Annotated in this window: 16 protein-coding genes and 1 pseudogene; 5 read left to right on the top strand and 12 right to left on the bottom strand. The window is 58.6% G+C overall.

The genetic code is table 11. The features are described 5' to 3' along the window. The first annotated feature begins 4 nt into the window (after nucleotides 1–4). The 4 genes from N902_RS16460 to N902_RS20130 all read left to right on the top strand — a co-directional run bounded on the left by N902_RS16460 (nucleotide 5) and on the right by N902_RS20130 (nucleotide 2,974). A complete protein-coding gene (locus tag N902_RS16460; protein ID WP_084287801.1) occupies nucleotides 5–1,087 on the top strand; it encodes a TRAP transporter substrate-binding protein in 1,083 nt (360 codons plus the stop codon). A gap of 65 nt (nucleotides 1,088–1,152) precedes the next feature. Further along, nucleotides 1,153–1,668 (top strand): TRAP transporter small permease, encoded by a 516-nt coding sequence (locus N902_RS0104805; RefSeq protein ID WP_051564307.1) that lies wholly within the window; start codon nucleotides 1,153–1,155, stop codon nucleotides 1,666–1,668. Between the two features lie 17 nt (nucleotides 1,669–1,685). Next, nucleotides 1,686–2,228: a TRAP transporter large permease subunit gene (locus tag N902_RS20135; RefSeq protein ID WP_208596266.1), complete on the top strand. Its 543-nt coding sequence runs from the start codon at nucleotides 1,686–1,688 to the stop codon at nucleotides 2,226–2,228. 2 nt (nucleotides 2,229–2,230) lie between these two features. Next, nucleotides 2,231–2,974, top strand: a complete 744-nt coding sequence (locus N902_RS20130; RefSeq protein ID WP_208596265.1) for a TRAP transporter large permease — start codon at nucleotides 2,231–2,233, stop codon at nucleotides 2,972–2,974. A gap of 29 nt (nucleotides 2,975–3,003) precedes the next feature. Here the strand turns inward: N902_RS20130 and N902_RS0104795 are convergent, their stop codons facing one another. The 12 genes and pseudogenes from N902_RS0104795 to N902_RS0104735 all read right to left on the bottom strand — a co-directional run. Further along, nucleotides 3,004–3,639 (bottom strand): DUF3786 domain-containing protein, encoded by a 636-nt coding sequence (locus N902_RS0104795; protein ID WP_027370006.1) that lies wholly within the window; start codon nucleotides 3,637–3,639, stop codon nucleotides 3,004–3,006. 3 nt (nucleotides 3,640–3,642) lie between these two features. Then, the gene (uvrA, locus tag N902_RS0104790) at nucleotides 3,643–6,402 is read right to left on the bottom strand and encodes an excinuclease ABC subunit UvrA (protein ID WP_027370005.1); all 2,760 of its coding nucleotides are present in this window, start codon (nucleotides 6,400–6,402) and stop codon (nucleotides 3,643–3,645) included. A 138-nt stretch (nucleotides 6,403–6,540) separates the two neighbouring features. Then, nucleotides 6,541–7,338, bottom strand: coding sequence for an MlaA family lipoprotein (locus N902_RS16450; RefSeq protein ID WP_027370004.1), 798 nt, complete (start codon nucleotides 7,336–7,338; stop codon nucleotides 6,541–6,543). A 65-nt stretch (nucleotides 7,339–7,403) separates the two neighbouring features. After that, nucleotides 7,404–8,102: an MlaC/ttg2D family ABC transporter substrate-binding protein gene (locus tag N902_RS18600; protein ID WP_051564306.1), complete on the bottom strand. Its 699-nt coding sequence runs from the start codon at nucleotides 8,100–8,102 to the stop codon at nucleotides 7,404–7,406. A 95-nt stretch (nucleotides 8,103–8,197) separates the two neighbouring features. After that, the gene (gene mlaD, locus N902_RS0104775; RefSeq protein ID WP_027370003.1) at nucleotides 8,198–8,662 is read right to left on the bottom strand and encodes an outer membrane lipid asymmetry maintenance protein MlaD; all 465 of its coding nucleotides are present in this window, start codon (nucleotides 8,660–8,662) and stop codon (nucleotides 8,198–8,200) included. Continuing rightward, nucleotides 8,659–9,894 (bottom strand): ABC transporter ATP-binding protein, encoded by a 1,236-nt coding sequence (locus tag N902_RS19110; RefSeq protein WP_084287795.1) that lies wholly within the window; start codon nucleotides 9,892–9,894, stop codon nucleotides 8,659–8,661. Before N902_RS19110 ends, mlaD begins: the two co-directional genes overlap by 4 nt. Before the next feature lie 31 nt (nucleotides 9,895–9,925). Further along, nucleotides 9,926–10,732, bottom strand: a complete 807-nt coding sequence (locus tag N902_RS0104765) for an MlaE family ABC transporter permease (RefSeq protein ID WP_034621628.1) — start codon at nucleotides 10,730–10,732, stop codon at nucleotides 9,926–9,928. Between the two features lie 153 nt (nucleotides 10,733–10,885). Beyond that, complete coding sequence (locus N902_RS18595) at nucleotides 10,886–11,554, bottom strand: hypothetical protein (protein ID WP_051564305.1); 669 nt, start codon at nucleotides 11,552–11,554, stop codon at nucleotides 10,886–10,888. A 126-nt stretch (nucleotides 11,555–11,680) separates the two neighbouring features. After that, nucleotides 11,681–13,414 (bottom strand): aldehyde ferredoxin oxidoreductase family protein, encoded by a 1,734-nt coding sequence (locus tag N902_RS0104755; RefSeq protein WP_027370001.1) that lies wholly within the window; start codon nucleotides 13,412–13,414, stop codon nucleotides 11,681–11,683. 299 nt (nucleotides 13,415–13,713) lie between these two features. Next, nucleotides 13,714–14,877 carry an iron-containing alcohol dehydrogenase gene (locus N902_RS0104745; protein ID WP_027369999.1) on the bottom strand — a complete coding sequence of 388 codons (1,164 nt, stop codon included), beginning with the start codon at nucleotides 14,875–14,877 and terminating at the stop codon, nucleotides 13,714–13,716. A gap of 326 nt (nucleotides 14,878–15,203) precedes the next feature. Then, on the bottom strand, nucleotides 15,204–15,470 hold the full coding sequence (locus N902_RS0104740) for a helix-turn-helix domain-containing protein (protein ID WP_027369998.1): 267 nt from the start codon (nucleotides 15,468–15,470) through the stop codon (nucleotides 15,204–15,206). A gap of 16 nt (nucleotides 15,471–15,486) precedes the next feature. Further along, a pseudogene (locus tag N902_RS0104735) lies at nucleotides 15,487–15,858 on the bottom strand (iron-containing alcohol dehydrogenase); the annotation flags it as partial. Nucleotides 15,859–16,396: 538 nt separating this feature from the next. Here N902_RS0104735 and rnr point away from each other — a divergent pair. Further along, complete coding sequence (gene rnr, locus N902_RS16430; protein WP_051564304.1) at nucleotides 16,397–18,574, top strand: ribonuclease R; 2,178 nt, start codon at nucleotides 16,397–16,399, stop codon at nucleotides 18,572–18,574. Nucleotides 18,575–18,608: the final 34 nt, after the last annotated feature.

The following is an 18,608-nucleotide window of genomic DNA, read 5'->3' as shown; positions in this document are numbered from 1 at the left end:
GGCCATGAATATCCGAGCCGCATTCTGTGCGCTATGCATGCTGCTGACCGCAGCATCCGCCGCCATCGCCGGTCCGCAGTCCCTGGACAGATGGAAGCCGGACTTCGATCCCTCCGGAGCGGAGTACACGTGCATCATCTCCAACGTCTCCCACCCGGTGATCAAGGGCGGATACGCCGGGTACGCCCTGCGCGACGCCATGTGGGAGGCGACACAGGGAAAGATCTATATCGACTACAAACCCTTTTCCATGCTCGGCGGGGAAGTTGAGGTCCTGAACATGCTCAAGATGGGCGCCATTCAGGGCATGGGGGTCAGCTCAGTGGCGGCCACCAATCTCGGTCCCCGCTTCGGCCTGGTCAATCTCCCCTTTCTGATCAACTCCTACGCAAAGCTGGATCGCTTCGTGGACAGCGGAAAGCTGTTCGAGCACTTTCTGCGCTCCATGCTGCACCAGGGCATTGTGGGCCTGGACATCACCACCTACGGAACCTACGGCTGGGCAACCACCGAACCCGTGACCGATCTGGACCAGGCCCGCAGAGTCAAGTTCCGGATAGCCGAAGCAGCAGTCAACCAGCTGCTGTATAGGAAATGGGATCTCAGCACCGTGGTTATGCCCTGGCCTGATGTGCATGTGGCCTTGAAGCAGAACGTGATCACCGGCCTGGATCATTCTCCCATCGTCTGCAACATCACCAAAAAGTTCGAGGTGGCCCAGCACTTCACCCGGATCAACTACGCCCAGGGCCTGTACATCTGGATTTTCAACCAGTCCTGGCTGCAGAGTCTCCCCCCGGAGCTGCGGGAAACCTTCGAACGGGTGGTCCATGAGGTGTACGCCGAGATCAGGGGCCAGGGGCAGGCCCAGGAAGAGGAGCAGATTGCCCTGGCCCAAGAGGCGGGGGTGAAATTCCATCAGCTTCCGGAGCAAGACATGGCCTGGCTGCAGCAGAAAGGTCATGCTGTGCATGAACAGTATGCCCAGCGGATCAACGCCCTGTATCCCAGCGATCCATACCGACCGGACGACTACCTGGGAGAAGTTCAGGAATATATGGGCTATGAGCCGGTTGTGGGCGAGTAGAGACCAATGCCCGGAAAACCGAAGAAAGTGTCGCGAAAGTGGCAGGCAGACCCTGGAGAGAACGAATGCAGCGCGAATCTGGCAAGATCATGACCAGGCTGCAAGGCATGTATTCCCGCTTGGACCGGCTGATGAGCGCGGGTGAGGAGTGGGTTCTGGCTCTTAGTGTCATCGGGGCCCTGATCGCCCTGCTGATCAATGTCGTCCTCCGCTACGGCTTCCATCACTCCCTGCCCTGGGCTCAGGAACTGGTCCGGGAGGTGATCATCGTCACCACCCTGCTGGGCTGCAGCCTGGCGGTCAAACGCGGCCAGCAGGTCAGCATCGACGCTGCGGCCCATATCTTTCCCAATCTGCGCCGCTTCCTGGCCGGAGTACACTATCTGGCCACCCTGGCTTTTGCCCTCCTGCTCATCCGTTTCGGCTGGGAAATGGTCATCATGATGCAGGAAACAAACCAGCGAACCATCGCCATGCACATTCCCCTGGCCTGGATCTACGCCGTGCTGCCTGTGACCGGCCTGCTGATGACGATCAGAAGCCTGCAGGCCCTGGGCCGCCTTCGGCATTCACCCTTCTAGCCACCTTTTGGCCGCCAATGGAATCCAGCGATCTGATCGTCCTTTTCATCCTCCTCGGCGCATTGGCCGTGAACATTCCGGTCTATATCTGTCTGTTCGTTTCCGCGGCCCTGGGCCTTATTTTGTTCACCCCCATGCCCATGCTGCTTTTGTACCAGACTCTGTTCCGCAGCCTGGACAACTTTGCCCTGGTGGTCCTCTTCTTTATTCTCTGCGGCAATATCATGGGCTCCGGCCAGATCGTCTCCAGGCTGATCCGGGTGGCCAACGCCTTTGTGGGCTGGCTTCCAGGCGGCCTGGGCATGGCCGGAGTCCTGGCCTGCGGGCTGTTCGGGGCCATCTCCGGCTCCACGGTGGCCACTGTGGTGGCCATCGGGGGCGTGATGATCCCCTCCCTCCTCCAGCAGGGCTACAACGAGTCCTATGCTCTGGGGGTGATGAGCACCTCCCCCAATCTGGGGGTGATCATCCCCCCCAGCATCAGCATGATCCTGTACAGCATGATCAGCAATGTGTCCCTGGAGGGGCTTTTCCTGACCGGGTTCATTCCCGGGGACTGATTATGCTCGGGGTCTGCGTCTATACCTGGCTGATCAGCAGAAAGAATCCACACCTATGCAGCCGGAGGCCCCTGCGAGCAGGAGAGATCCGGCAGGCCCTGCGGGAAGGCATCTGGGCCCTGCTTTTGCCGATGATCATCTTCGGGGGCATCTTCTCCGGAATATTCACCGCCAACGAGGCGGCGGTGGTGGCCACTGCCTACGCCTTTGCCGTGGAGCTGTTCATCCACCGTTCCCTGTCCTGGTCCCAGGCCAGACGAATCACCGTGGACTCCGCAATCACCTCCTCCACCCTGCTGATCATCGTGGCCGGGGCCACCTGCTTCGGCCGCTTTCTGACCCTGGAAAACATCCCCGGCCGATTGACCGAGATGGTCCTGGCCGGCATCGACTCTCCGGCCCTGTTTCTCTTGTGCATGAACTGCATGCTTCTGATCATCGGCATGTTCATGGACATCATTTCCGCCACCCTGATCCTGGGACCGATCTTCCTGCCCATGCTGGCCTCGTTTGGCATCGACCCCATGCACTTCGGGCTGATCATGACCGTCAATCTGGCCATCGGCTACTGCACCCCGCCCATGGGGGTCAGCCTGTTCATCACCGCATCCCTGGCCAGGCGGAACATCCTGTACGTGTCCAGGGCCGTTTTGCCCTTTCTGGGCATACAGCTGGTCGTGCTCCTGATCTTGACCTATCTCCCCCAGAGCGTCCTGTGGCTTCCCCAGATCATGGGGTTTCGGTAGAACCAGCCCTCAAGCCTGAAGAGTGGTCCTTACAGATCCGTCCGCAGCATAAGCAGACTCAGCATGCATGTGGACCAGACGATGTCCACGGCCATATGCTCCAGGCAGCTCCTGTCCACCAGCAGGGTGGCCCCGGCAGGAAACTCATCGTCACTGAACCAGAAGATGAGCTGAACCGGGATGCGGGGAAAGGAAAACAGCTTCAGCCCTGCATCCCCGTGCTCGTCCTGCACGCCGCCAAGGACCTTCCCCCGGCGCACCAGCTCTTGCCCCAGGTGGTCGAACCTGCGGGCCAATGCACCCATGGGCAGAACGTGGCTGCCTGAGGCGAAAAAGTCTCCGCCCGGAAGTTGACTGGGTTTGATCATCTCCCCGCTCAATGGCTTGTCCTGGGCATGAGCCAGGTAGCGGAGAATGGACAGCTTGGAGTACTCCGGATATGTATTTAGCATGGAGTTGCCCAGATCGGACTGAGCCCACAGCCGCTTTTGCCCAAGACTGACCGCAACCGTCTGCCCCAAACAGGGAACCATGTATGTTCCAGTCTGGCGGTCATAGTCGACCAAGGCCCCGGCTTGGACCGCCTGCGGCTCCCTGCCGGCCAGCACCTCCCAGGATTCCTTGATCCCGGGAGAGGCTATACTTTCTGGAAATCCCTGATCCATGCATCACCCCCGGTTTTCCCCGCGCAGAAACTCCCCGGTCACTGACTCCGGATTGTCTCCAATCTCTTCCGGAGTGCCCTGGGCCACAATATGTCCTCCAAACTCCCCTCCTCCCGGTCCGAGATCAAAGACATAATCCGCGGCCCGGATCACGTCCAGATTGTGCTCGATGACCACCACCGAGGCCTTCTTGTCCACCAGGGCCTGCAGGACATGAATCAGCTTGCCCACCTCGTGCATGTGCAGACCGGTGGTCGGCTCGTCCAGGACATACAGGGTCCCGGGCAGGCTCTTCTTGCCCAGCTCCCTGGATATCTTCAGCCGCTGGGCCTCGCCCCCGGACAGAGTGGTGGCCGGCTGGCCCAGGGTGATGTATTCCAGCCCCACATCCTCCAGGATGCCCAGCTTGCGTTCCAAAACCGGATAGTTGGCGAAAAACGACCTGGCTTGGCGCACGCTTAAATCCAGGACCTGGGCGATGTTCAGCCCCTTGTAGGTCACGTCCAGGGTCTCCCGGTTGTAGCGCTGGCCCTGACAAACGTCGCAGGTGACGAAGACATCCGGCAGAAAATGCATTTCCACCCGGATCTGTCCGTCCCCCTGGCAGGCCTCGCACCGTCCGCCCCGGACGTTGAAGCTGAACCGTCCCGGCTTGTATCCCCGCTTTCTGGCCTCGGCGGTCGCGGCAAAGACCTTTCGTATCTCGTCAAAGACCTTGGTATAGGTGGCTGGATTGGACCTCGGGGTCCTGCCTATCGGGGACTGATCAATGGATATGATTTTCTCCACCTGCTCCGCGCCCACAAAGCTGTCCACCTGACCGGGATTGTCCACCTTGATCCCCCGGGCCAGTGCCAGATGCTTGTACATGGTATCCACCACCAGGGAGCTCTTGCCCGAACCGGAGACCCCGGTCACGCAGACCAGCGCCCCCAGGGGGATGTCCAGGCTCAGGTCCTGCAGGTTGTTGGTTCGCACATGCTCCAGGCGCAGGGTCTGCTCCGCCCTGCGTCTGGACTCGGGCACCGGGATGACCAGATCCCGGCGCAGGTACTTTCCGGTCAAAGAATCCTGGGCCTGCAAAAGCTCCGGGACCCGTCCGGCAAAGATCACCTCACCGCCCAGGGCCCCGGATCCCGGTCCAAGCTCCAGAACATGATCCGCAGCCCTGATGGTCGGCTCGTCGTGCTCCACCACCAGCACGGTGTTCCCCCGGCCCTGGAGATCCTTGAGGGACTGGATCAAACGGGCGTTGTCCCTGGGATGCAGGCCGATGCTCGGTTCGTCCAGGACATAGGTCACTCCGACCAGTCCGGACCCCAGCTGTCCGGCCAGGCGGATACGCTGGGCCTCGCCTCCGGACAGGGTGGACATGGTCCGGCCCAGGCTCAGGTAGTCCAGCCCCACATTGACCAGAAATTCCAGCCTATGGGTGAGCTCCCGAAGCAGAGGAAGCGCGATATGCTCTTGATATCCCTGAAAGTCAAGCCCCTGCAGCCATTCCAGGGCCCGGAGGATGGACATGCGGCAGATGTCCTGGATGCTTCTGCCCTCCACCTTGACCGCCAGGGCCTCCGGGCACAGTCTGGCCCCGGCGCACTCCTGACAGTCGGTACTGCGCCGGAACCGGGCCAGCTCATCCTGCCAGATCCTGCCCAGCTGCACACCGGATTCAAGGAGGGAGACCACTCCCGGCCAGCTGCACTCCGCATGCCCGTAAAACAAAGCGTCCCAGCCTTCTGGAGGGTAGTCCTTCAAGGCGGTATCCAGATCAAAGCCGAACCTCCGGCCCAGACAGTCCAGCTCCCGGGCATAGCGGGAGAGCAGGTTTCCCTTTTTCCAGGGCACCAGGGCCCCCTGGTTCAGAGACAAGCCCCGGTTCGGCGCCACCAGCATGGGCTCGAAATACTCCACGCTGCCCAGTCCTGAACAGGCAGGACATGCGCCTTGCGGGCTGTTAAAGGAAAAGAGCTGAGGCGAAGGCACGGGCAGGGAAATGCCGCAAGCGGAACACACCGCCTCTGTGCTGTACAGAGCGTCCTCCCCTCCGATCTCGGAAACCACCACCCGCCCGTTGCCCAGCTGCAGGGCCAGCTCCAGGGAATCGGCCAGACGCTTGCGCACCGTGTCCTTGATCACCAGACGGTCCACGACCACATCCACTGAGTGCACCTTGTTCTTGGCCAGCTCAGTGAGCTCCTCGAGAGTCCGTATCTCCCCGTCCACTCGAACCCGGACAACGCCCTGGCTCTTGAGCTTCTTGAACAGATCGGCCTGGGTCCCTTTGCGCCGCTCCACCACCGGGGCCAAAAGCATAAACTTGGTCCCGGCGGTCATGTTCAGGATGGAGTCGATGATCTCGTCCGAGCTCTGGGCCACTATGGCTCGCCCGCACTGGGGACAGAAGGGCCGGCCCAGACGGGCATAGAAAACCCGCAGGTAATCATAGATCTCGGTCACCGTGCCCACGGTGGACCTGGGATTGCGGGTGGAGGTGTGCTGCTCCAGCGAAATTGCCGGGGACAGCCCCTCCACCTTGTCCACCTTGGGCTTGTCCAGCTGGGGCAGAAACTGCCGGGCATAGGCGGACAGGGATTCCACATACCTGCGCTGGCCCTCGGCGTAGATGATATCAAAGGCCAACGTGGACTTCCCGGATCCGCTGGGACCGCAGATGACCACCAGCTCATTCCTGGGAATATCCAGATCAAGGTTTTTCAGATTGTGGTGTCTGGCACCACGAATGCGTATATTTTCGTGCATAGGGCAAAAAGATGCGCCTGCAATGGAGATTGCAGGCGCAGGGTTACGTGCAACCGCATGCGGCCCACGATGTATGCAGCGAGGCCTTCAGCACCTCTGGGCAAGACCCCCTGAACAGATACCTCCCGCCAGTATCTCTTATTCCTTGTGCAGGGCCTTTTTGCGATACTGGATATATCCGTCTTTAAACGCAGTGTACGGGTCCAGCGCCCCTTCCTTCAGATCCTGGTACTGGTCCAGATTCAGGGACAGAATATTGACCCCGTCCCCGGCTTTTAGACCAATATCCCACTCCCAGGGAGTAAAATAGTAGACTGGATGCAAGAAGCCGTCTCCGACCTTGCCCACAGTATCCCGCAGGCTGGAAGGGCCAATGACCGGCCAGAAGAGATAGATCCCATGCCCAATTCCCCAGCTTCCAAGGGTCAATCCGGTATCAGTATCCGGCGGATCAGGGGTTAAGGCCGGAATGCCCCGGGAAGGCTCCAGGAGTCCGCCGAAGCCGAAGACCGTGTTTATGAAGCAGGCCCCCAGCTCTTGCCCGGCCTGAACAACATCTCCCTGCAGCAGATCGTTCACTATCCGAACCGGAGAAGCGGCGTTGTCGAATGCATTGGCAAAAGACTCCCGCCACGGTCTGGGCATCACGGCCGCATACCCTTCTGCAGTCGGATGCAGAACCCAGAAATACAGCTTGTCGTTGACCTGAAACATGAGCCTATTCCATGGCTCCAGGGGATCGGCGATGGCCTGCTGGCCCGGCTCCCCGTAATCCGATCCCAGCTCGGCCATCAGATCGTCTTCTGCACCAGGACCCGCGGTTTGAACCGATTCGCTTCCGGCAGGACCCGGACCCACATCCGCAGCCTGAACCAGGCCGGATGGAACGGCACAAACCGCCACCAGGACAAGACAAAGAAATATACGGTATCCCATTGCTCCCTCAGGCTTGGTATCGGGGTTCGACAATGCAATGCGTTGCGATCCGCTCAAAGGACATGCTAGGTCGAAGGACCTTCATCTTCGTGTTGCTCGTCTTCTCCGTCTTCCAGCTCCTGCACCTTGTCCCGCATGTCCTGCATAAATGCCTGAACCGAGGAGTTTTGCAGCGCATCATTGAACTGACTCCGATAGTTCTGGACCAGGCTGACCTCCTCGACAAGGACATCGTAGATTTTCCATCCCTGATCCAGCTTCACGAAGCGGTAATTAACCGGGACATTCTTGTCGTTATACACGATCTTGGTCTGGACTTCGGCCTTGCGGGAAGAAAATATGATCTCCTCGCTGACCTGCATATCATCTTTGGTGTATCCGGTTATCTGATCCAGGTGCTGCTCGATCTTCTGAAAATAGGTGTTCTCCAGCAGCCTGGTGAACAAGTCGACAAACTCCTGCTGCTGCCCGGCATTCAGACCTCGCCAGTTGCGCCCCAGGCTCATCTGCCCCATGATCCGGAAAGAGAACACCTCCCGGGCCATACTCTGCAGCTCGGCCCGCAGCTCATCTTTGTTCAGGTCCTGGTCGTCAAGAACACTTAGCACCTTGTCGTAGTAAGCACGGACAATCGGGGCGGGCCCCTCGTCCTCCTGGGCCGTGGCCCAGGTGAGCACTCCCCAGCCCAGATTGAGCAGCAGGCCGGCACATACAAGGACCGCCACCTGCCGCCAGGTGCATACTCTGCTGTTTTGCAAAATCATATTCTGCTCCCTTCCATATGTGCCCATGCACAGTCCGTCACCGCTGTGCTCTGCTCCGGTCTCCACCCTGGCGGAACCCGGAGCCTGGGGACTGTTTACTTGCTCTCGTCGTCCGCTCCACCGAAAACATACTTGCCCACCAGCTCTTCCACGTCAATCGGACTCTGGGTATCGATAATCATGTCTCCGGACTCCATGGGCAGCCCCACGCCTCCGGGAGAGATGCTGATGTACTTGTCCCCGATCAGACCGCTGGTCTTGACCGCCGCCATGGAATCGTCGAGCAGCTCCACGTCCTGATCGATGCTCATGGTCACAATGGCCACATACTGCTCGGTATTCAGATCAATCTCTTCCACCTTGCCCACGCTGACGCCGGCAATCTGCACCTCGTTGCCCACCTTCAAGCCGGAGACGGAGTTGAAACGGGCCTTGATCCGGTAGGTATCGGCCCCGAAAAAGTCGAAGTCCCCGAGCTGAATGGTCAAATACCCGACGCAAAGCAGAGCCACCAAGACGAAAACCCCCACAGATGTCTCAACCGCATACCTGCTGCTCATACTGTTTCCCCGTGTCCACTGTTTTGGCCGCAGACCAGCCTGGCCAATTCGTGTTCTGCATCTTCTGCCTGCTCGACCGTCTCGTGCAGGATGGAGTCCGTCCCAGCCGCGGTCCAACCGGCGGTCACCCCGAACGGCGTGCATCTGCTGCCCAGAAAGGTGGGATGAAAAAACCTGGTCTCTTGCAGAGGGTGCTGGACGTTTCTGATCACCTCATCCGCTTCCTGGGAAATATGGCCGGGGACCAGGCATACAATCCTTTCCTGACTGTACCGGCCGCATACGGCGCTTTTCCCTTCCAGGGCGGAACTGACCAAGCCGGCAACCGTGCTTACAATCTTATGGGCCATGAGCTCCCCGATTCTGCCCCGGATCCGTTCCAAATTCTCGATATGGAACACGAACAGGGTCAGATCCTTGTGTTTTTTGACCATATTGGTGTAGGCCGCTTCCAGATCCAGCCGGCTTTTGAGTTCGATAATCTCGTTTTCCAGGCTCTGTACGCTGTTGATATATTCATAGACGACCTGAAGATCACTCTGCTCCAGTTCCAGGGGGGTGCCCTGGAAAACGATCTGGGCATCCTCAAGAACGGCGATGCGGTTGGAGATGTAGAACACATCCGGGACGTCGTGACTGACCAACACGGCGGTGAACCCGAAATTTCTCTGATTATGGGTGATCATGCTCAGGACGTTGTTCTTGCGCACCGGGTCCAGGCCGGTGGTCGGCTCGTCAAACAGGACCACCTTGGGGTCGGTGATCAAAGCCCGGGCCAAAGCCACCCTCTTCTGCATCCCGCCTGAGATTTGGGACGGATATTGGTGCTCAACATCATGCAGGTCAAGGGCGTCCATCTTGGACTCAACCCGCTGCCTGATCTCGTCCGCTGTCATGTCAGTTTTTTCTTTCAGGGGCAGGGCTATATTGTCGTAGACATTCAGGGAGTCGAACAAGGCATTGTTCTGAAACATGAAGTTGACCTGCTTCCTGATCGCCTTGCGCTCCTTGCTGGACAAAGCCTGGAGGCTTTGTCCCTGGTACAGGATCTCCCCCTCATCGGGCTGCAAGAGCCCAATGATCAGCTTAAGGGTCACGCTCTTGCCCACGCCGCTCTTGCCGATCAACGTGGTCACTTCCTGGGGATAAATGCACAGATTGGCCTTGCGCAGGATGCATTTGTCCCCAAAGCATTTGGTCACGTTCCTAAATTCTATCAAAGGAGTGGTCATGAACTCGCCAAACGTCTGTGGTCGTATTCGCTTAAAGCAAGAAGGAGGTCAGCACATAGTCGGAAATGAGCACCGCCACTGAAGACAGGACGACAGCGCTGGTCGTGGCCAGACTGACCCCCTTGGCCCCATGGCCTCCAGCCCTCTGATGGACGTAGAAGCCTTGATAACAGCAGATTGTAACCACAATAATCCCGAAAAACAGAGCCTTGACAAATCCTCCGGTCACATCGGCCACGACCACAAGGGACTCCATTCTTGAAAAGAATACGCCGGGATTGATGCCCAAAAGAATAACTCCGGTCAAATACCCGCCGATGATGCCTACCACATCAAACAGTGCCGTGAGCAGGGGAAAGCTGATCAGAGAAGCCAGGATCCGGGGGCTGATCAAATAGCGGATCGGGTTGATGTCCATGGTAAACAGAGCGTCGATCTGCTCGGTTATGCGCATGATCCCGATCTCTGCGGCCATGGCCGATCCGGCCCGGCCGATGATCATGATGGCGGTCAGCACCGGACCCAGCTCCCGGATGATGGAAAGGGCCACACCGGCCCCGAGCACCCCTTCTGACCCGAACTTGACCAGGGTATAGTAGAGCTGCAGTCCAAGCACCATCCCGGTGAAAAGGCCGACCAGGAGAATGACGAACACGGATTTGACCCCGATGAAGTACACCTGGTGCACAGCCTTGCTCACCTCCGGAGGCCAGGCCAGGATATGGCGCACCCCGGAGAGAAAGAAGACAAACACGGCCCCGAGCTCCTGAATGAGGTGGATGATGGCCCGGCCCAGGGCTGAAACGCCCCCCAACGGATTGATGCTCACTTTGTCCATAACCTATCCCTACCCATGCCGAAATATGAGCCCATACGCACCAGCCCCGTCCTGTTTCCGGACTGGCCTCATGCATACCCCGCTTTATTGGCTCCTTAAGTCTGATAGGCACATGTACCCGGTTTCAGAGGTCAGGTCAAACCCGGACCCGGACTATTCAAACAGGACCTGGAGCCAGAGTGATTCCTGATTGTCCAAGACCTTCCGGGTCTGCTCCCAGACGTCGCTGTTTCCCAATAGCTCGCGCCATCCGGCATTCTGCGGCTTGCGGCCCTCGCCCTCGGGCTGCATGCCTGTACTGTGGGCATCCAGGTCCTGGAACTGCATAGAGATAACACCCTCCCGCTCGGCCTGGGTCATGTCCTCCACCACCCGGGCCAAACGCTCTCCCTCTACCCGCACTCCCCGGGATAAAAGCAGTGGCCCGATCCTTGGGGCCAGAAAGTTGAACAGCTTGACCCGGATATATCCAGTCTGCGGCTGGCTGCGGCCGCCTTTCTCCCCGGACCAGGAAATGCCCTGGCGCAGACCGGCGTATGTCCCCCCCCTGCGCATGCATGCCCCGATCAGACCGGGCATGGCAGCGGACAGGGAGAGGACACTCCCCGGTTTCAGCACAGGGGTATCCAGATCATCAACCGGGTGGTGGTCCAGAAAAAGGCTTTGGATCTCCTTCTGGATACTATCTTCCGGGATCTGCAGGTCATCCCGCAGTATTGCAAACACGCTCTTGCCCACCTCCACCCGGACATCCACCCCTTCCCGGAGCAGGGGAAAGAACATCTGCCCCTCCCGGTCCTTGACTTTGATCCGAATCACCATATCGCCTCCATAAAAGAAAGCGGCCCTTTCGGCCGCTTTCTTCTCAATCCTTTGCAATTGCCCGCCCCGGTTCAAGCCAGTGCCCACGGCAACGGCTCATATCCCGGGGTGCATGAGCAGCTGGAGCTACCAGTTAAACACTGTGTCCAACTCATCATCCGAGATGTCAAAGGTCACATTGTGCGGTTCCAGGGCTTCCCTCCGGAAGTAGCGAGGCAGCCGGTCATGGGCTGCCGTAAAGCCTGCCCGGGCATTGAAGTCCCGTTCATTCTTTAGGATGGACTTGCCCAGCTCACTCACATCGTCTGCGGTGAGCTCAAGTCCGTACATGGCATTGAGCATATCGATCAGGGCCTGAAAGGTCTCCGGCTGATCCAGAACAGCAAAGGCCACGAACAGGCACATGCCGGTGGCGTCCACAGCCGCTGTGGCGATCTGCAGATTCCGGGACAGATCCACCTGGCCTTCGGCCTTGAGGGGATCCACTTCGCCGCCCACCTTCAGAATATTGGCGGTTACCGCATATCCGGCGGTGTGATCCGCACCCATGGGCGTTGTGGCGTAGGTCACCCCCACCCCTTTCACAGCCCGCGGATCATACGCCGGCATGGCCTGATTCTTGACCACCGGGGCCCGTTCAAGACCGAAGGCCTTGGCGGTTGCTCCGGTCCCGCTGCCCAGGATCCGGCCCAACGGCGTGCCCTTGCCCACCTCATGGACCAGGTCAATGGCCTTTTGGGCATCCCCGAACTCCAGCAGACCGGCCTCCATGGCCACCCCGATGGTCGCGCCCATCTCAATGGTGTCCAGCCCGTAGTCGTCGTCCAGGAAATCCAGCCTGGCGATCTCGTCCAGATCGCAGATCCCGCAGTTTCCGCCGTGGGACCAGACGGTCTCGTACTCCGGCTGCTTGGTCACGTAGTTGCCGTCCTTGTCTACAAACACCCCGGAGCAGCGCATAACGCATCCGCGGTGGCAGCCGTGGGTGGGATTGCCCCCCCGCTTGGTCTCCAGCTCGGCCTGGGCCTCACCGCTGATCTTGGCTGCATCCTTGTACCGGCCGGTCTTGAAGTTGTAGCTCGGATAGGCCCCGGCCTCATTGACCACATTGGTCAGGATGTTGGTCCCGTACGTCGGCAGGCCCTGCCCGGTGACCGGGTGTTTCTGCAGGCCTTCGGTAAACACCTTGTTCGCGGCCTTGAACTTTTCCGGATCCTTGGGCTGAAGCATCTTGGCTCCGGCTCCGTCCACCAGGATGGTCTTGATCCCCTTGGAGCCCATGACCGCACCGACTCCGCCCCGGCCCGCATGCCGAGTCGGGCGTCCTTCCGGGTCGGTCACCGCCACAGTGGAGTTGGCCATGCGCATCTCTCCGGCTGTGCCGATACTGATCATGGACCCGTTTTTGCTGTATTCGTCCTTGAACTTCTCGGCCAGCTGATAGTTGGTCAGCATCCGTACGCTGCTGTCCGCCTCAATCTTGACCCCATCCTTGCTGATGCGCACAACATACAGATCGTCGCCGCTTCGTTCGCCTTCCAGAATCACGGCTGCATACCCCAGCTTGGCCAGGACCTGGGCCGCCTGTCCGCCGGCGTTGGCTTCCTTGATCCCCCCGGTCAGGGGGCTTTTGCAGCCCACGGAGAGACGACCGGAGTTTACGGCGGCAGTACCGCTGAGCATGCCGGGGGCGATAACCAGCTTGTTTTCCGGCCCCAGGGGATGGCAATCGGCCGGGACCTCGGCATTGACTACCGCCGAGGTCAAAGCCCGGCCGCCCAGGCCGGCGTACTCGCCCAGGCCTTCTTCCTTGAAAGAGGGCCGAGCTCCGCTGACATCAATACGCAAAATCTTGTCCATGCAGGCCTCCTTGAATGCACGATCTGTGTTTTCCAATCTTTCCTCTGTGCTGAACAGACTCACCAGAGGTTTCTCTGCTTCTTAAGTACACGATAATAGTATGCAGTTTGCCTTCATGGAGCAAGGGGGACAGCTCTGTCAATTTTGTCATACCAAAGCCGGAACAAAACAGAGGGAGGCCCTGCTTGAGCCTCCCTCTTTCCTGCTCCTTTCCGCCCCAGACTCCACAGGGCACCCGGATGAAGAACCAAAAACCTCAGCCGGGCTGCCGCTGCAGTTCGGATTTCTGTAGTCGTATTCTACAAAGCGGCCTTATAGATGGCCATCACATCCTCGTCCGTCGGGCACCTGGGATTGGTGAACCCACAGGCATCCTTCTGAGCATTGGCGGTCATGGTCGCTATATCCTCCTCCTTGACCCCCAGATCAGCCAAGCCTCTGGGAATGCCGATATCAGTGGAAAGCCTTTCGATTGCGCTTAAAGCCCTATCCGCCGCATCCCGCTTGGAAAGACCGTCCACCTGTTCGCCCAGGGCCTTGGCAATATCCACAAACCGGTCCATCTTGGCGATCAGGTTAAACCGTTCCACATGGGGCAGAAGAATGGCATTGCACACCCCGTGGGGCAGATCGTAGAATCCGCCGAGCTGATGGGCCATGGCGTGCACGTGCCCCAGACTCGCGTTGTTGAACGCCATCCCGGCCAGGTACTGGGCATAGCACATATCTTCCCTGGCCTGAACATCCTGGCCGTTGGCCACCGCCGGCCGCAGGGACTGGCCGATGATCTCAATGGCCTTTAATGCGCACGCATCGGTCATTGGAGTTGCGGCCAAGGAGACATAGGCCTCCACGGCATGGGTCAGGGCATCCATCCCGGTGGCCGCGGTCAACCCAGGAGGCATGCCCATCATCAGCAGCGGATCATCAATGGCCATATTCGGAGTCACCCGCCAGTCCACAATGGCCATCTTCACTTTCCGGGAGGTGTCGGTAATGATGCAGAACCTGGTCATCTCACTGGCTGTTCCGGCCGTGGTATTGATGGCCAGATAGGGAGGCATGGGCTTGGTGGACTTGTCGATGCCTTCAAAGTCATGGATCTTGCCCCCGTTGCTGATGACCAGCCCAACGCCCTTGCCGCAGTCGTGAGAGCTGCCGCCCCCCAGGGTTATCAACGAATCGCAGTTATTCTTCTTGTAGAACTCCACGCCGGCATGGACATTATTGTCAGTAGGATTGGGCACGGTTTCATCGAAAACCGCCACCTGCAGGCCGCTTTTCTCTATAAGATCCGTCATCTGCTTGGTGATTCCGGCCTCTGTAATGCCCTTGTCCGTCACCAGACAGATCTTGCTCCCGCCCAATGCCTTCATCCGATCCGGCACTTCCTTATGCGCCCCGATTCCGATCAGAGTCACGCTGGGGATAAAAAAACCGTTGACTTGTTCGCGTACTGCCATAACATCCCTCCTGAAAAAAAGGTTGTAGAAGCCGAATCTTTTTTGCCTCGTTTGAGCGGACCTTGCCTGGATCAGACTGGAATTCCAGACTGATCCCTCCAAGGCAACCTCGTATATCAACAAACTTTGCAAAAAGAAGGCCAAGATCATTTATATAACAAGTCAGGAGAGATAGAGGAATATCTTTTGAAACGGATAAGATGAAAGGGGCAGAACTCCCCGCCAAGAGGACAGCCAGGGGGAGACATTTAGATTAGATTGATATTCCGGAAGGTTACAAGAGGAGTCATTTTGACCCTGAGCACTCGCAGTTGAGTCATAATGACTCATTCCAGTTCCTGCAGCTTTCTGTACAGGGTTTTGCGGGTGATGCCCAGCAGAACAGCCGCTCGACTCCGATGTCCATTGCATAGATGCAGGACTTTCCTGATATGCCGCCTCTCCACCTCCCGCAGGGAAAGACCGGCTTCTTTCCAGGGCTGAGCCTTCTCCACAGCCAGGGCCGATATCTCGGCCGGCAGATCGTGTTCAGTAATACAGTTCCCTTCGGCCAAGATCAGGCTGCGTTCCAAGACGTTGCGCAGTTCACGCACATTCCCCGGCCAATGAACGGTTGGCCCCTTCATAATCACTTATTGCTCCGCCGTTACTGGCAATCAGAGCGATACCCTTGGCCGTGTCCATTGGGCTTCCTCCGCCCAGGGCCACGATCACATCCGCCCGCTGCCGCTCGTAGAACCTGGCTCCCCTCCGGATCTGAAAATCCCGGGGATTGGAATCCACTGTATTGTAGTACACCCAGCTCAGACCTTCCTGGTCCAAAGCGTCGATTACCTTTTCCACCCATCCGGCTTCTTCTATGCCCTGATCGCTGACCAGAAGAACGCGCTTTCCTCCGTTGCGTCTGGCACATGGACCGACATAGGCCAGACAGTCCTGCCCGAAAATAATCTCCGGAATGGCAAATTTGGTAACGCTCATGCATTTATCCTTGTGAAACAGCAAACTCGGGTTTAGGATTGCCTTTCGTTTGGATCACAGTGGTCGCTATGCAGACAGAAAAAATGGCTCTTGGACACAGAAAGTGAAATTGCATACATAGACTCAACTGCAAAAAGTCGAAGACTGGGGTTAAACGCACAAATTAAAATTTACAACTACTTGATTTCACTTAAAACTTTCAACTTAAAACTTAACACTGCCTGCAAAAACATATTTTTTGCAGGCGCATCTACATAAGAGTTTGCCGTCCCTTCTGTGTGCCGTAAGCGGCAGGCCCGCACATTTTCTTGGTCCCGCCAAAAGGGGGAAACCAGGCACTCACATGCATGATATGCTCAGTCCATCTGAAGGCAATGGCCATCATGTGAGTGCCTGGAGGGGGCAGGATCCCCCTTTGGCGGGGCTTAGAAAATACCGGGCCAAAAGTGGGCACCCAGAAGAGATGGCAAACCCTACAATCCACAGGCTACGTCGAAGACCCGAAAAAATGAAGGCCTAAAGGATAGCACAAAGCGTCATGGCACGAAAACGGAAAAAAAAGCAGCACATAACCGCCGGAAAGATCCTGGAAATAGTCAGGAACCACCAATCCCCGGTTCGGCTCAAGGATATGTTCAAGGAGCTGCGGCCCGGAAGCGAGGACCGGGAACGCATTCACTCCATTTTGAATTCCCTGACCGCCGAGGGCAAGCTGATCAGCCTGAGCGGGGGCAAGGCCTTCGGCCTCCCGGAGCGCATGTCCCTGGTTCGGGGCAGGCTGGAAATGATCTCCTCCGGGGCAGGCTTTGTCCTCACCGACGACCAGCGGCGGAAGGACATCTTTGTCGCTCCGGCCAATCTGGGGGATGCCTGGCCCGGGGACCGGGTGGTCGTGGCCCTTATGCCCCAGCGGAAGGGGAAAAATCCGGAAGGCCGCATTGTGCGCATCCTGGAACGCCGCATGAAGGACGTCCCGGCCGTGGTGCACAAAAAGATGAAATCCGACCTCTTCTGGGCCCAGCCCATGGATCCGAATCTGCACATCAACTTTCTGGTCCAGGTCTCCTCCTTGCCCACCCGGCCTAAGCCGGGCGAGGTGGTTGTCCTCACCCCTGAAGAACGCCTGGACAGCGATCTGTGGCAGGGCCAGGCCACCAGGCTCCTGGGAGCGGAAACCGAGATCACGGTCCAGGAGACTGTGGTCAAGCTCAATCATCACATCCCGTCCGAGTTTCCTCCCGAGGCCCTTGAACAGGCCCAAAGCCTGCCTCGCGACCCGACGGCCGAGGACAGGGCCGGACGAAAGGACCTCACCGGACGTCCTTTTGTGACCATAGACGGGGCAGAGGCCAAAGACTTCGACGATGCAATCTGTGTGCAAAGAACCGACCAGGGGTACCAGCTTCTGGTGGCCATTGCCGATGTCAGCCACTATGTCCCCATCGGATCTCCGCTGGACCGGGAGGCCCGGACCCGGGGAAACTCCTGTTACTTCCCCCAGTCCGTGGAACCCATGTTCCCCCCTGCCCTGTCCAACGGCCTGTGCAGCTTGAACCCCCAGGTTCCCAGACTGGCTATGGTCGTGGACATGACCATGTCCCTGAAGGGAAAACGTCTGCGGGCCGAGTACTATCCGGCCGTGATCCGCAGCCAGTCCAGACTTACCTACAGCCAGGTCAAAGCGGCCGTGCTGGACGAGGATCCCCGGTCCAGAGAAGAGATGCAAGACGTTCTGCCCATGCTCGAGAAGGCCCATGCCCTGGCCCGACAGCTCCATGACCGCCGCCGGGAACGCGGGTCTTTGGATTTCGATCTCCCCGAACCGGAGCTTTTATTCACCCTGCAGGGGGAAACCAGGGACATTCGGCCCAGGGCCAGACACTTCGGCCACCAGATCATCGAAGAGTTCATGATAACGGCCAATGAGGCAGTGGCTGAATACCTGCAGGAGCAGGGCCGGCCGTCAGTGTTTCGCATCCATCCGGACCCGGATCCGGACAAGCTGCTCAACCTCTTCAAACTCCTACGTTCCACCGACCTCGCTGAGCATCTCCCCACGGACACGGACATCAAGAGCCTGCAGGCCCTGCTCACCGCGGCCGAGGGCAGCGACCTGGAGTTTCTGGTCAATCGACTCATGCTCCGGACCATGATGCAGGCTTCCTACAGCCCGGACAACATGGGGCATTTCGGGCTGGGCTCCAGCTGCTACACCCATTTCACTTCTCCGATCCGGCGCTATGCCGATCTCATCGTCCACCGCTGCCTGCGCTCCGCCCTGGACCCGGATGCGCCCCCGGGACATGGACGCAAGGGCCTGCGCAAGCTCAGCCTGCACATCAGCCGCACTGAACGAACCGCGATGGACGCTGAACGGGAAATACTGAAGCGGATGACCATCTGCTTTCTGCAGGACAGGATCGGGGAGGAGTATTCCGGACTGATCAACGGAGTGAGCGAGTTCGGATTCTGGGTGGAGCTGACTGAGGTCATGGCCGAGGGCCTGGTTCGGCTGTCCACAGTCACCGACGACTATTACCTGTATGTGCCCAAGGAGCACAAGCTCGTCGGCCAGCACACAGGCCGGACCTTCACCCTGGGCCAAAAGGTCCGGGTCCGGCTGGTCAATGTCAGCCTCAAGCGGCTGCAAATCGATTTTGAGCTCATGGAAACAGGGGGCCAGGCTGTTGCGCAGACTGACCGCAAGCCTAACTGACTAAAAAGAAACGGATTTTCGCTGGAGTGTTCGC

This window comes from Desulfovermiculus halophilus DSM 18834 (assembly GCF_000620765.1).
Lineage (GTDB): Bacteria > Desulfobacterota > Desulfovibrionia > Desulfovibrionales > Desulfothermaceae > Desulfovermiculus > Desulfovermiculus halophilus.
The sequence above is the reverse complement of the archived record's forward strand: the minus strand, read 5'-3'. Positions and strand labels throughout refer to the sequence as shown.

Bases quoted from the DNA above. Each gene is read 5' to 3' on its own strand.
- N902_RS20130 (WP_208596265.1), top strand. From the start codon at position 2,231: ATGCTCGGGGTCTGCGTCTATACCTGGCTGATCAGCAGAAAGAATCCA.
- rnr (WP_051564304.1), top strand. From the start codon at position 16,397: ATGGCACGAAAACGGAAAAAAAAGCAGCACATAACCGCCGGAAAGATC.
- N902_RS0104795 (WP_027370006.1), bottom strand. From the start codon at position 3,639: ATGGATCAGGGATTTCCAGAAAGTATAGCCTCTCCCGGGATCAAGGAA.
- N902_RS16450 (WP_027370004.1), bottom strand. From the start codon at position 7,338: ATGGGATACCGTATATTTCTTTGTCTTGTCCTGGTGGCGGTTTGTGCC.
- uvrA (WP_027370005.1), bottom strand. From the start codon at position 6,402: ATGCACGAAAATATACGCATTCGTGGTGCCAGACACCACAATCTGAAA.
- N902_RS0104745 (WP_027369999.1), bottom strand. From the start codon at position 14,877: ATGGCAGTACGCGAACAAGTCAACGGTTTTTTTATCCCCAGCGTGACT.
- N902_RS0104755 (WP_027370001.1), bottom strand. From the start codon at position 13,414: ATGGACAAGATTTTGCGTATTGATGTCAGCGGAGCTCGGCCCTCTTTC.
- N902_RS20135 (WP_208596266.1), top strand. From the start codon at position 1,686: ATGGAATCCAGCGATCTGATCGTCCTTTTCATCCTCCTCGGCGCATTG.
- mlaD (WP_027370003.1), bottom strand. From the start codon at position 8,662: ATGAGCAGCAGGTATGCGGTTGAGACATCTGTGGGGGTTTTCGTCTTG.
- N902_RS19110 (WP_084287795.1), bottom strand. From the start codon at position 9,894: ATGACCACTCCTTTGATAGAATTTAGGAACGTGACCAAATGCTTTGGG.
- N902_RS0104765 (WP_034621628.1), bottom strand. From the start codon at position 10,732: ATGGACAAAGTGAGCATCAATCCGTTGGGGGGCGTTTCAGCCCTGGGC.
- N902_RS16460 (WP_084287801.1), top strand. From the start codon at position 5: ATGAATATCCGAGCCGCATTCTGTGCGCTATGCATGCTGCTGACCGCA.
- N902_RS0104805 (WP_051564307.1), top strand. From the start codon at position 1,153: ATGCAGCGCGAATCTGGCAAGATCATGACCAGGCTGCAAGGCATGTAT.
- N902_RS18600 (WP_051564306.1), bottom strand. From the start codon at position 8,102: ATGATTTTGCAAAACAGCAGAGTATGCACCTGGCGGCAGGTGGCGGTC.
- N902_RS18595 (WP_051564305.1), bottom strand. From the start codon at position 11,554: ATGGTGATTCGGATCAAAGTCAAGGACCGGGAGGGGCAGATGTTCTTT.